Origin of the sequence: Rhodococcus cercidiphylli, assembly GCF_033042225.1 — a bacterium.
In the GTDB taxonomy this organism is placed as follows: Bacteria; Actinomycetota; Actinomycetes; order Mycobacteriales; family Mycobacteriaceae; genus Rhodococcoides.
Genome location: NZ_JAWLKE010000016.1, coordinates 1 through 12,093, shown reverse-complemented (window position 1 = coordinate 12,093; position 12,093 = coordinate 1). Strand labels below are relative to the sequence as shown.

General features: G+C 64.7%; 13 protein-coding genes. 5 read left to right on the top strand and 8 right to left on the bottom strand.

The genetic code is table 11. The features are described 5' to 3' along the window. Window positions 1-143: 143 nt before the first annotated feature. A complete protein-coding gene (locus R3P95_RS25830; RefSeq protein ID WP_269596502.1) occupies window positions 144-845 on the bottom strand; it encodes a GNAT family N-acetyltransferase in 702 nt (233 codons plus the stop codon). A 104-nt stretch (window positions 846-949) separates the two neighbouring features. Here R3P95_RS25830 and map point away from each other — a divergent pair, with 104 nt between their 5' ends. Beyond that, window positions 950-1,723: a type I methionyl aminopeptidase gene (gene map, locus R3P95_RS25825; protein WP_317549892.1), complete on the top strand. Its 774-nt coding sequence runs from the start codon at window positions 950-952 to the stop codon at window positions 1,721-1,723. 159 nt (window positions 1,724-1,882) lie between these two features. Then, window positions 1,883-2,362, top strand: a complete 480-nt coding sequence (locus R3P95_RS25820; RefSeq protein WP_269596500.1) for a winged helix-turn-helix domain-containing protein — start codon at window positions 1,883-1,885, stop codon at window positions 2,360-2,362. A 3-nt stretch (window positions 2,363-2,365) separates the two neighbouring features. Here R3P95_RS25820 and R3P95_RS25815 read toward each other — a convergent pair whose 3' ends face one another. The 3 genes from R3P95_RS25815 to R3P95_RS25805 all read right to left on the bottom strand — a co-directional run bounded on the left by R3P95_RS25815 (window position 2,366) and on the right by R3P95_RS25805 (window position 4,963). After that, window positions 2,366-2,890: a permease gene (locus R3P95_RS25815; RefSeq protein WP_068054006.1), complete on the bottom strand. Its 525-nt coding sequence runs from the start codon at window positions 2,888-2,890 to the stop codon at window positions 2,366-2,368. Window positions 2,891-3,411: 521 nt separating this feature from the next. Beyond that, window positions 3,412-4,347: an NADP-dependent oxidoreductase gene (locus tag R3P95_RS25810; protein ID WP_269596499.1), complete on the bottom strand. Its 936-nt coding sequence runs from the start codon at window positions 4,345-4,347 to the stop codon at window positions 3,412-3,414. A gap of 61 nt (window positions 4,348-4,408) precedes the next feature. After that, a complete protein-coding gene (locus tag R3P95_RS25805; RefSeq protein ID WP_269596498.1) occupies window positions 4,409-4,963 on the bottom strand; it encodes a hypothetical protein in 555 nt (184 codons plus the stop codon). 308 nt (window positions 4,964-5,271) lie between these two features. On the opposite strand from R3P95_RS25805, the gene R3P95_RS25800 reads away from it, so the two are divergent. Together R3P95_RS25800 and R3P95_RS25795 are read left to right on the top strand one after the other, a co-directional pair. Next, window positions 5,272-6,030 carry an HAD-IIA family hydrolase gene (locus R3P95_RS25800; RefSeq protein WP_068053998.1) on the top strand — a complete coding sequence of 253 codons (759 nt, stop codon included), beginning with the start codon at window positions 5,272-5,274 and terminating at the stop codon, window positions 6,028-6,030. Then, window positions 6,030-7,103, top strand: coding sequence for an isochorismate synthase (locus tag R3P95_RS25795; protein ID WP_269596497.1), 1,074 nt, complete (start codon window positions 6,030-6,032; stop codon window positions 7,101-7,103). The genes R3P95_RS25800 and R3P95_RS25795 overlap by 1 nt, the downstream gene beginning before the upstream one ends. 102 nt (window positions 7,104-7,205) lie before the next feature. On the opposite strand, the gene R3P95_RS25790 is transcribed toward R3P95_RS25795, so the two are convergent. Genes R3P95_RS25790 through R3P95_RS25775 form a run of 4 tightly spaced genes read right to left on the bottom strand, consistent with a single transcriptional unit; the run spans window position 7,206 to window position 10,327 of the window. Then, the gene (locus R3P95_RS25790) at window positions 7,206-8,429 is read right to left on the bottom strand and encodes an O-succinylhomoserine sulfhydrylase (RefSeq protein ID WP_269596496.1); all 1,224 of its coding nucleotides are present in this window, start codon (window positions 8,427-8,429) and stop codon (window positions 7,206-7,208) included. Continuing rightward, window positions 8,426-8,839 carry a rhodanese-like domain-containing protein gene (locus tag R3P95_RS25785; protein ID WP_068053994.1) on the bottom strand — a complete coding sequence of 138 codons (414 nt, stop codon included), beginning with the start codon at window positions 8,837-8,839 and terminating at the stop codon, window positions 8,426-8,428. The genes R3P95_RS25790 and R3P95_RS25785 overlap by 4 nt, the downstream gene beginning before the upstream one ends. Before the next feature lie 48 nt (window positions 8,840-8,887). After that, complete coding sequence (locus R3P95_RS25780) at window positions 8,888-9,415, bottom strand: Rv0361 family membrane protein (RefSeq protein ID WP_269596495.1); 528 nt, start codon at window positions 9,413-9,415, stop codon at window positions 8,888-8,890. Between the two features lie 48 nt (window positions 9,416-9,463). Beyond that, on the bottom strand, window positions 9,464-10,327 hold the full coding sequence (locus R3P95_RS25775; RefSeq protein WP_149406529.1) for a TauD/TfdA dioxygenase family protein: 864 nt from the start codon (window positions 10,325-10,327) through the stop codon (window positions 9,464-9,466). Between the two features lie 306 nt (window positions 10,328-10,633). Here R3P95_RS25775 and R3P95_RS25770 point away from each other — a divergent pair, with 306 nt between their 5' ends. Further along, on the top strand, window positions 10,634-12,019 hold the full coding sequence (locus R3P95_RS25770; protein ID WP_269596494.1) for an FAD-dependent oxidoreductase: 1,386 nt from the start codon (window positions 10,634-10,636) through the stop codon (window positions 12,017-12,019). The last annotated feature ends 74 nt before the right edge of the window (window positions 12,020-12,093 follow it).

The window sequence follows — 12,093 nt, the reverse complement described above, 5'->3', positions numbered from 1 at the left end:
CAACGACCTCAGACCACACATCCCCACCACACCGAAACGATCCGGCCACATCGCCTACCCCAACCCACCCGACAACCGCGACCCCGAAACAGAACCCACAGCCGAAGACACTGCCGAGCCGCCGTTCTAGACGGTGCGTTCGCTCAGACAGAACCCTGGGGCTTCGGCGCGGGCGTTCGAACCAATGTCAGACGCGAGGTACGACGCAACTCGAATCCAATGGAGAGATAGAGCTCGATGGCGCGCACGTTCGCGTCCGACGCATGCAGGAACGGCTCCTCGCCGCGGGCGCGAATACCGTGGCCGACCGCTCGAACCAGGTCGGTGGCCAACCCCTGCCCACGGAACGCCGGGTCGGTACAGACGGCACTGATCTCCGTCCACCCCGGTGGATGCATGCGCTCGCCTGCCATCGCGATCAGCGCGCCATCGCGTCGAACACCGAGGTACGTGCCGAGTTCGATGGTGCGGGGCAGGAACGGCCCGGGCTCGGTGCGGCCCACCAGATCGAGCATCTCCGGGACGTCCGCTGCTGTCAGCTCCACCGCCTCGGCGAAGGGCCGCGTCTCGAGGTGCGTGCCGACGAGCTGCACCAGACCGAAGGTCTCCAGGTGCGACCACCCCTCGGGCAGTGCGCGTTCCGGGCCGTTCAGCCCGACGACGGTTCGTCGGCCGAACAGCGCAGCGATGTCGTCCCAGTCCTTGGGCTCGAGGACGTCGGGGTGCACCAGAAACGGAGACACCGCAGGATCGGCGCGCATGATCCGTCCGCGCCGGACCGCGAACCGCGAAAGTGGGCCCTCGAGGGAATTGCGAACGGGGTCGTCGAGAGGATGAGCAGACACGACAGACAGCGTCGCACGATCCAGCTCACGGCTATGCGTGCCGTCGGGCTCGTCACCAATACTTATACCGGTATCGTTGTTCGGCACACGGCGAAAGGCTCCACATGATCGAAATTCTTCCCCCCACCAAGATCCCCCTCGCGCGCGAATCCGGCGCTCTGGTGGCCGGAATTCTCCGGACCGTCCGCGAACGCGCCACAGTCGGCACCAACCTGCTCGAGATCGATCAGTGGACCAAGGACATCATCGAAGGAGCCGGGGCGACGTCCTGCTACGTCGACTATGCGCCGTCCTTCGGCCGCGGTCCGTTCGGTCACTACATCTGCACTTCCGTCAACGATGCTGTGCTGCACGGCCTTCGACACGACTATGCGCTGGCCGACGGCGATCTGCTGACGCTGGACCTGGCCGTGATCCTCGGCGGCGTCGCGGCGGATTCGGCCATGAGTTTCGTCGTGGGTGAGAACAAGCCCGCCAGGGCTCTCTCGATGATCGACGCCACCGAACGTGCGTTGGCTGCAGGAATCGAAGCAGCTGGACCGGGCAACAAGATCGGCGATATCTCCCACGCCATCGGCACGGTGCTCAGCGCTGCCGGTTACCCGATCAACATGCAGTTCGGCGGTCACGGCATCGGCTCGACGATGCACCAGGATCCCCACGTCTCCAACTCCGGACGGCCCGGCCGCGGTTACCGCCTACGGCCCGGCTTGATGTTGGCACTCGAGCCGTGGGTCATGGAGGACACCGCCGAACTCGTCACCGACCCCGACGGCTGGACCCTACGAAGCACGACGGGCTGCCTCACCGCGCACAGCGAGCACACCGTGATCATCACCGACGACGGTGCAGAGATCATGACGTTGCCGAAATCCTGAGTCGACGGCCACGGGGTCAACCGTTGCGATCACGGTGAGTGGATCCCTGGCGGAACTGCCGATAGCCGACGAGCCTGTGTCTGTGAGCGAGAACTGTCGCCGCTCCCGCTGACCATCCGTCCAGCATCCGCAGCACCCTTGCCACAGGAGCTATCCATCATGAGCACCGGAGCGACCGTCGTCGTCCGCATCTCCGATTCCGGCACGGCGTCCCTGCAGGGACTGACTCGCCCACAACTGCATGCACTCGCCGATGCCCTCCGCAGCGCCGCCAAGAGCTACGCCCCGCACGCGAAGATCCTGACGCGCTTCGATGTACGCGTGAGCGATCTCAACGCTCCCCTGGTGATCGATCTGCCTGCCCGCGATGTGATCCTCGGCGGCAGGAGCGTTCGGCTCTCCCCCACCGAGTTCGAGATATTCGCCTACCTGGCGCGGCACCCTCGGGTCGTGGTCGGACGATCCGAACTCGGCACCTCCGACGGCGGACGCAGTGTCGACGTCCACCTCTCCCGAGTGCGCACCAAACTCGGTCAGTTCGGTCGACTGATCACCACGGTCCGGGGAACCGGCTATCGCTTCGACCCGGAACCGGGAATACGCGTCATCACCCAACCGACCACTCTGCGCAGCGCCTGAGAGTTATTGCGACAGAGCAGCAGCTCTGCGGCGACGCTTCCGCCGGACCACCACGAACACCAGCAAGGCAAACAGAACCACGGCAATGAGGGCCCCGAGTGCCGTGGCACCACGGAAGCCAGGCGCGCTGGTGTCGAGGGTGCGTTCGCCGGCATGAGCGGCGTTGCTGGTTCCGAGAACGATCGTGAGCGTCAACAGGTTCGGGATGGCCGTGACGACGGCCAGGATGACCGAGCCGATCGCCAATTGCTTGCCCGCCCTGCCCTTCCGAACCGACCAGGCGCTCCAGAAGAACACCAGCGGCGCGAACGTGCAGACGATGCCGAACAGCAGGCCCCACAGAATGCCCTTGGTGAACGTGCGGTCGGCCAGGGTCTCCACCCGCAGACTCCACCAGCGCGGAAGGAACGCTGCCAGGATGAAGTAGGCGATCAACAGCAGGACGATGCCGGCTCCGACGAGAATGCCCCGCCTCTTCCAGTTCGCCGAGCTGGTCGACGGTGCGGGCGTAGTCGGATCGGCAGTCATGCCGACAATCGTAGAGCCTGCACAGCAGTGCCCCGGTCGTGTCGAGACCCGATCGTTAACTGAAAAGGTCCGCGAAGACGAAAACTAGGTCCGGCGGGCCGAGATTTCGACCAGCGGGCTCTTGCCGGATTCGCGTCCCTCGGAAGCAGTGCGATACGGCCACAAAGCTCGTGCCAGTAGACCGACCGACAGTCCGATCCACATCCATGCCAAATCGCGTTGTAGGAACGCGAGTGCTGAACCGACAAGCCTGAGCACGGAGCCGATCCCAATCGAGCTGCACCGTGTTGAGCGCATCGGCCGCCGAACGAGAATCCTCGACCTCGAAGACGGACGAGACTTCCGAGCGAACTGCCGCAGGACCGCCTGAGCGCCGCCAATATCGGCCGGGCCGACAACCCCGCGATGCCTGACGACTCGAGCGGCCGAGACCTCACACCCCTTATGCCGACCGATCACCCCTGGTCTGACCCGAGTTCGACTGATCGGTCGGGAGAAAGGGTGTGAAGTTACCCGAACAATCAGGGAATCAGGACGAACTTCCCGCGAGGGTGTGCCGTCTGCAGTTCGGCGTGCGCCCTGGCGACGTCATCGAGTGGGAAGGTCTTGGCAACCGTCACCTCGAACACCCCCGCACCGGCCTGCTCCAGCAGCACCGGCGACGCGAGGCGTCGACGCTCCATGCTCGCCGGCCCACCGACGGTCGAAAACCCGTCTGCCGAGGCCCGCCCGAAGGCTGCCGTCGTCACCAATCTTGCTCGATCCGTGAGCAATTCGAGAGACACGTCGATGGCCTCGTCGGTGCCCACCGTGTCGATGGCTGCGTCGATGCCGTTCGGTGCGGCTACCCGGACCCGGTCGATCAGTCCGTCGCCGTACTCGACCGGCTCGACCCCGAAGGCACGCAGCGCTTCGTGATTCTGAGCGCGAGCAGTCCCGATGACCTTTGCACCGCGTTCCAGAGCGAGCTGAGCCACCACGGACCCGACGCCGCCCGAAGCCCCGTGCACGAGCACCGTGTCGCCGCTCTTCACGCCGACGGATTCCAGTGCGTCGTAGGCTGTTCCGGCAACGGCCAGCACCCCGGCGGCGACGTCCCAATCCAGATTCGCCGGCTTCGGGAACACGAAGCGCGCGGGCGCGACAATCTTCTCGGTGTACGTGCCGTTCACGCCGGAGACGATCACCTCGTCGCCGACGGCTATCGAACCGCCCGGGCCCTCGACAGCGCCGCCGACTGCCACCACGATTCCCGACGCCTCACTGCCCAGGGCGATCGGGAGCTTCGATTCGTCGGTACCGAACGCACCGCTGTAGCTCTTGAAGTCGAAGGGATTGACTCCGATCGCCTTCAGCTCGACCAGAACCTCACCCTCGGAGGGTTCGGGTAACTCTCGATCGACGATCTCGACGACTTCCGGACCACCGTAGGACGCTGCAACTGCTGCTTTTGTCATGCAAAGTACAACGACCGACACGGTAGAGAATGTTCCGGTCAGACCCTCATTGTCCGACGACTCAGACGGCCACCGACAGCTGGTTTCGTTCGCCCCGCTCCAGGACCGAACCTGCGCGATGAAGAACGACACTCGGCTCCGTCAGGTTCGCGCGCTCGACCCAATAGTCGATTGTTTCCCGGCCTGCCTCGAACTGCGCGAGCATCTCCAGACACAGCCATGACACGACCGAGAAGTCCGGCTCCACTCCGTCGAGCCCTGTCAGTGCCACTTCTTCTGCCACCGAGAGCAGCGCACGATCGGTCTCGGAACAACTCCGATCGAGCCATGCCGCAGCACGACGAAGAAGTGCCCAATCCGACTGGGGCACAGCTTCGGTCGCCGACTGCCTACACAATTCTGCCGTCGCGGCAAGCACATCCACAACCGGACTCGACACCGCACCGTCCAATTCGACGAGCAAGCCTCGCTCCGAATCGATCATGTCTGCCATGTAGTGCCAGCGGACGGGAATTGCCGCGCCTTCGGGCCACAATTCCGTCATCCCGAACTGAAGTCGGGCGATCAGTTCCCTCGGTGAACTGCACGAAGCGGCGAAGCGAAAAGCGTCGTTCATGTCGATCATCCCCACTGGGTCAACACTCAGCCAACGGACACCGGCTCGGAATCGAGCTCGGGAGGTGCTGCAATGCAGTGGCGTCTGTCGCCGAACAAGCAACGCTGCTGTGGTCGTTACGTCTGCCTTGCCCGTTATTGAACGCCGTGACCAGCGCACGCGCGACTCGGCGTTACCGGAAATCGACAACGTCACAATTTTCCCGACCAACCGCCGAGCCGAACGCGCGAGTGGAGCCTGCGCAATGGGCAAGTAGGTAAAATACGGAGGTGAGCGAAATCGAGAAGCCTCAGCAGTGGACGTACCTGATGGACATGGACGGGGTTCTGGTTCACGAGGATCATCTGATTCCCGGGGCCGACACGTTCCTCGCCGAACTGCAGGCCAACGAGATTCCGTTCATCGTGTTGACGAACAATTCGATTCGCACCCCTCGTGACCTGCGCGCACGTCTCGCCTTCACCGGTCTGGACATTCCGGAGAAGTCGATCTGGACCTCCGCTCTCGCGACCGCGACGTTCCTCGGCAATCAGCGACCCGGCGGCAGCGCCTACGTCGTCGGCGAGTCGGGTCTGACGACGGCCCTGCACGACATCGGCTACACCCTCACCGACTCGAGCCCCGACTACGTGGTACTCGGCGAGACTCGGACCTACTCGTTCGAGGCCATCACCACCGCCATCCGTCTCGTTGAGAAGGGTTCGCGATTCATCGCCACCAACCCCGACGCCACCGGACCGTCCCGTGAGGGCTCGCTGCCTGCGACCGGTTCGGTTGCCGCGCTGATCACCAAGGCCACCGGCAAGGAGCCGTACTACGTGGGCAAGCCCAACGCGTTGATGATGCGTTCGGCGCTGCGTGCGATCGGTGGCCATTCCGAGAACACGCTGATGATCGGCGACCGGATGGACACCGACGTACTCTCGGGCCTCGAAGCCGGACTGCAGACCATCCTGGTCCTCACCGGCATCTCGACGGTCCAATCTGTCGAGCAGTATCCGTACCGACCGACCAAGGTCCTCGATTCCGTCGCAGACCTGGTGGGCCGCACGCAGAACCCGTTCTGATGACACTCGAATTCGTTCTCTCCCGGCAGGATCACCACGTCGTCGGGCGGGGTGTCCGGCACGCTTTTCCCGATATCGCCGACGCGGTGGCCGCGGTGCGAGACGGCCGAAACGTCGTCGGCGCAATCCCTTTCGACATGTCCGACGCCACCGCGCTGATCGAGCCGGAGGAGTTCTACCGACTCGACGGGCCGTGGGCAACGGTCGATGCTCTCCCGCCTTTGCCGACCGTGACCGTTGCGCGGCAGATTCCCGATCCGAGTGTTCACGTGCAGCGAGTCCGGGATGTCGTCGAGCAATTGAAAGCCGGTGTGGCCGAGAAGATCGTGCTGGCGCGGGCCATCGAGGTGTCCGCGGATTCGCCGATCGACCCTGTCTCGGTGCTGAGCGCGTTGGTCTCCCGGGATCCGATGGGCCACGGCTTTCTGGCGGACCTGTCGCCCGCAGGCAGAACCGGCACACACATCGTCGGTGCCAGCCCGGAACTGTTGGTTCGCAAGCGCGGCAACATCGTCACCTGCCATCCGTTCGCGGGAACAGCAGCACGGTCGACCGACCCCGACGAGGAAGCGCGCATCTCCGCGGCGTTGGCGGCGAGTGCGAAGGATCAGGCCGAGCATCGCTTCGTCGTCGACGAGATCCGGGCCGCATTGACACCGTTCTGCGAGACGCTGGAGGTGCCCGACTCCCCCCAGCTCAGCAGCACTCCGCAGCTGTGGCACCTGTCGACGCCCATCGTCGGGACGCTGGCCGATCCCGCGACCTCGGCACTCGACCTGGCGCTTGCGCTGCACCCCACCGCCGCCGTCGCCGGGGTGCCCCGAGCTGCGGCGATGGACACCATCGACAGCGTCGAGGGATCCCGCGGCTTCTACGCCGGGGCCGTCGGATGGACCGATGGCAGCGGCGACGGCGAGTGGATGGTCACCATTCGCTGCATCGAACTTTCGGCCGACAGCCTGACCGGAACGGCCACCGCCGGCGGGGGCATCGTCGCGGATTCGGATCCCGACGCCGAACTCGACGAAACCACAGCGAAATTCAGAACCGTGCTGAGCGTCTTCGACCGCTGATTCGATCCGGTCCGCACAACATCTACGCCTCGCGCAGAAATCCACGCCCGCCGAACGGGGTGTGGATCTGCACGCGGGGCGTGGATTCGTCCGCTGCGCCGACTACTTCAGGGCCTGGTCCAGATCTCCGATCAGATCCTCGGTGTCCTCGAGGCCGATGGAAATGCGTACGACGCCATCTGTGATCCCCACTGCCGCACGACCTTCCGGACCCATCGCGCGGTGCGTGGTGGTCGCCGGGTGGGTGATGAGCGACTTCGAGTCACCCAGGTTGTTCGAGATGTCGACGATGCGCAGTGCGTCGAGCACCTCGAAGGCACGCTTCTTGGCCTCGCCCTCGGGAGCATCGAGCTCGAACGTGACCACGGTACCGCCGCCCGACATCTGCGACTTCGCCAGCTCGTACTGCGGATGCGATTGCAGGAACGGATATTTCACCCAGCGCACCGCAGGGTGAGCTTCGAGGAACTCGGCGATCTGCAGCGCGGAGTTCACCGAATGCCGCACTCGCACCGGCATCGTCTCCAATCCCTTGAGCAGGGTCCACGCGTTGAACGGGCTCAGCGCCGGACCGGTGTGCCGCATCAGGGTCTGCACCGGACCGTCGATGTACTCCTTCGATCCGAGGATCGCACCGCCCAGCACCCGCCCCTGACCGTCGATGTGCTTGGTACCGGAGTACACCACCACGTCGGCACCGAGTTCGAGGCTGCGCTGCAACAGCGGCGTCGCGAACACGTTGTCCAGCACCACAGTTGCACCGGCCGCATGAGCCATCTCGGAGACGCGTCGAACATCGACCAACGACTGCATCGGGTTGGACGGAGTCTCGAAGAACACCGCCGTCGTCGGCACCGACAGCGCCTGCTCCCACTGCTCGAGGTCCTCGCCGTCGACGAAGACGGTCTCGACGCCCCAGCGCGGCAGGATTTCGTTGCAGACGACGAAGCACGAGCCGAAAAGGCTACGCGCAGCAACCAATCGGTCACCGGCCTTCAACAGGGCACCGAGGGCCGTGAACACCGCCGACATTCCGCTCGAGGTACCGAAGCACGCCTCGGCACCCTCGATCAGGCGCAGTCGCTCCTCGAACATCTTGACCGTCGGGTTGCCGTAGCGCGAGTACACGAAATGATCGATGTCTCCGGTGAACGCCTGTTCGGCGGCTCCGGCACTTTCGTACACGAAACCCGAAGAGAGATACAGAGCTTCGGCGTTCTCGTCGAACCCGGATCGCATCAGGCCGCCGCGAACTCCCAGCGTTGCCTGACCCACACCCTCGGGTAACGGCTTGTCGAAACCGCCGCCTTTCGGATTCCCGCTCACGACTGCCTCCAAGGCAACCCGACCGCACGCCACCCCGTGGCTCCGCGGTGTCCGTCGGCGTCGGTGGCACCTTCGAAACCGTCGAGCACGTTGTAGGACGGGCCGATTCCCGCAGCGGTCGCGGCTTCGGCGGCACCGATGGATCGCTGACCGGAGCGGCACAGGAACACCACCGGCCGATCGCCGTCCACGCCTGCGGCTTTCAGGTCGTCGACGAAGTTGGCGTTGCGGGCACCGTCGGGAAAGCTGACCCACTCGATCAGGTGCGTCGGGCGGTCGATGCCGGAGGTGTCCGGGACACCGACGTACTGCCACTCGGCGCGCGTCCGAACATCCACGAGCACTGCTTCGGGGTTGCTCTGCAACAACTCCCAGGCAGCTTCCGGGGTTATGTCACCTGCGTAGGTCACTTGATCAGCCTTCCGTCACTCGCTGTTTCGACATCACACACGTACCGGTCAGACATTGCACACCAGCCACTTGTCGTCCACACGGACGAAATTCCACACGTCGTCGGTCTGCACTCCGGATTTCTCTTCCTTCAGCGGGACCGTGACCATTCCGCGGTCGCCGTTGACCTGGTACTCGGTCGGCACACCGTCGATGGACGTCTCGCCGTTGCGCTCGACCTCGCCTGCCCGATCGGTTCGGTACTGCACGTCGTCACCCGGAATCAGGCGCTCGACCTGATCGAAGCATGTGTTCTGACGCAGCAGCTCCGCGTTACCGGTGTTCTGCGCTTCGAGGAACCCGTCGAGGCTGTCGGTGAGCAACTGGGCCTGCGTCACGTTGTCCTCCGCGGGAGCGAACTTCGAGGCCGCTAAGATGCCGACGAGCAAGGCGACGACGATGCCCACGGCGATGATGAACGGCCACGCGTTGGGCGGACGCTGCTCACCGGACTCGGCAGCCGCCTCGGATGCGTTGTTGCGCGCTTCCTCACGACTGTCGACCCACTGCTGCCTACGTTCACTCCACGACGCCATGAAGCCAATCTTCCTCGATCCGACGGGTCCGCGTTCAGCTGGGGCCTCTCAGTGAGAGGGGCCGACGGGGATGTCTCCACGCAACGTGATGCGGTGCATCTTGCGGTGCTCGGTGCCGTAGTCGCGGTTGGCGTAGTGCGAGGTGCTGCGGTTGTCCCACAGCACCAGGTCGCCCAGCCGCCAGCGGTGCCGCACGATGTGCTCGGGTTTGGTCAGGTGCGCGTAGAGCAGATCCAGGATCCCGCGACTCTCGGCCTCCGACACACCCACGATGTGGGAGGTGAAACCCGGATTGACGAACAACCCCTTGCGGCCGGTTTCCGGATGGACCCGCACGACGGGATGTTCGACGGGGACCAGCGCGGTGACTTCCTTGCCGTCCCACACGTTGCCCTTTCCGCCGCGCTTCTGCGCGAGGTAGTAGCCGAATTCACGGTTGCCGTCGTGAATTGCCGTGAGCCCGTCGATCATTCGACGCACGGGTGCGGACAGCGATTCGTAGGCGAGCTGGCTGTCGGCCCAGTTGGTGTCGCCGCCGTGCGGTGGCAGGACAACGGGCCGCAGGATCGAACCCATCGGCGGACGTTCCATGAACGTGACGTCGGTGTGCCAGACGTCGGCGAATCCGTTGTCCTGACTGTCGAGCGCGTAGACCTCGGGGGCGACGTGGCCGCTGTCGTGCACCGGGTGGCCAGCCGTCAGGTCGCCGAGCCTGCGACCGAATTCGACGTGTGCAGCGTCGTCGAGCGTTTGCCCGCGCAGCACCAGAACCTTGTGCTCGACGAGGGCTCGGCGCACGGCGTGAATCTGCGCATCGGACGCCGCGGCGACGTCGAGGCCGATGACCTCGGCACCGAACGACGGGCCGAGCTTGTCGAAAGTGAGCGTGACGGGCTGTTCCAGAGTGGTCATGTGTCCTCGAATCTGTGCACGGCCGGCGCTGATCTTCGGCAACGCTGCCGCGAAAGGGAGGGAACCCGACCTGCTGAATACCTACAGAAGGAGGGGACGGGCGTCGGGTCTTGTCACCGACAACACATGTTGGTGCAGGTACGACAGAAGTCGACGGTGAACCGTCGGACCAGGTATGTCGTCTCCACAGAGCAATTCCTACCGGAAACCGGGAAATCCGGCAAGTTGCCCACTGCCCCAGCTCAGGTTGTCCTTAATTTATGCTGGGGTGTCCGCACTTCCCTCGAAGAAGGTAGCTCGCTGCACATGACTGATCAGACTCGTCCACTCCGCGTCGCCATCGTCGGTGCCGGACCGGCAGGCATCTACGCCGCCGACGCGCTCATGAAGTCCGACCACAATGTCAGCGGACCGGGCGTCAGCATCGACCTCTTCGAGCGCATGCCCGCGCCGTTCGGGCTCATCCGCTACGGCGTGGCCCCCGACCACCCACGCATCAAGGGCATCATCACCGCCCTGCACAAGGTGCTCGACAAGCCCCAGGTCCGCCTGCTCGGCAACATCGACTACGGCACCGACATCACCCTCGACGACCTGCGCCGCTTCTACGACGCCGTCATCTTCTCCACCGGAGCCAACGCCGACCGCGCACTCAACATCCCCGGCATCGACCTCGACGGCAGCTACGGCGCCGCCGACTTCGTCTCCTGGTACGACGGCCACCCCGACGTGCCCCGCACCTGGCCCCTCGACGCCGAGAAAGTCGCCGTCCTCGGCGTCGGCAACGTCGCCCTCGACGTCGCACGCGTCCTCGCCAAAACCGGCGACGAACTGCTCCCCACCGAAATCCCCGCCAACGTCTACGAAGGCCTCAAAGCCAACAAGGCCATCGAAGTACACGTCTTCGGCCGTCGCGGACCGGCACAGGCCAAATTCACCCCACTCGAACTCCGCGAACTCGACCACTCCCCCAACATCGAGGTCATCGTCGCCCCCGAGGACATCGACTACGACGAAGGCTCCGAACAAGCCCGCCGCAGCTCCAAGCAAATCGACATGGTCGCCAACACCCTGCAGGACTGGGCCATCCGCGACGTCGGCAAACGCCCACACAAACTGTTCCTGCACTTCTTCGAATCCCCCCACGAAGTCCTCGGAGACAACGGCAAAGTCGTCGGCCTCCGCACCGAACGCACCGAACTCGACGGCACCGGCAACGTCACAGGCACCGGCAAATACAACGACTGGGACGTCCAAGCCGTCTACCGCGCCGTCGGCTACCTCAGCCAGAACATCAGCCAACTCCCCTTCGACGAGCAAGCAGGCACCATCCCCAACGAAGCCGGACGCGTCGTCGAATCACCGCACTCCACCACACCCGTCCCCGCCACCTACGTCACCGGCTGGATCAAACGCGGACCCGTCGGCCTCATCGGTCACACCAAGGGCGACGCCAACGAAACCGTCGCGAACCTGCTCGAGGATGCGCCGAACTTCGTCGGTGCGGCCGAGCCGGATCTGGACGCGGTCACCTCGTTCCTCGAAGGCAAGCAGGTCCCCTTCACCACCTGGGACGGCTGGTACCGCCTCGACGCCCACGAACGCTCCCTCGGCGAACCCGAAGGCCGCGAACGAGTCAAGGTCGTCGAGCGTGAGGACATGCTGAAGGCATCCGAGCCCGACAAGGCCTAGACGGTATGGAGGTCTTGGCTGGGGCCCCTCCGCATGTAAGCGTGGGTTGCCGACAGGAGTGGGTCCTGGCCGGT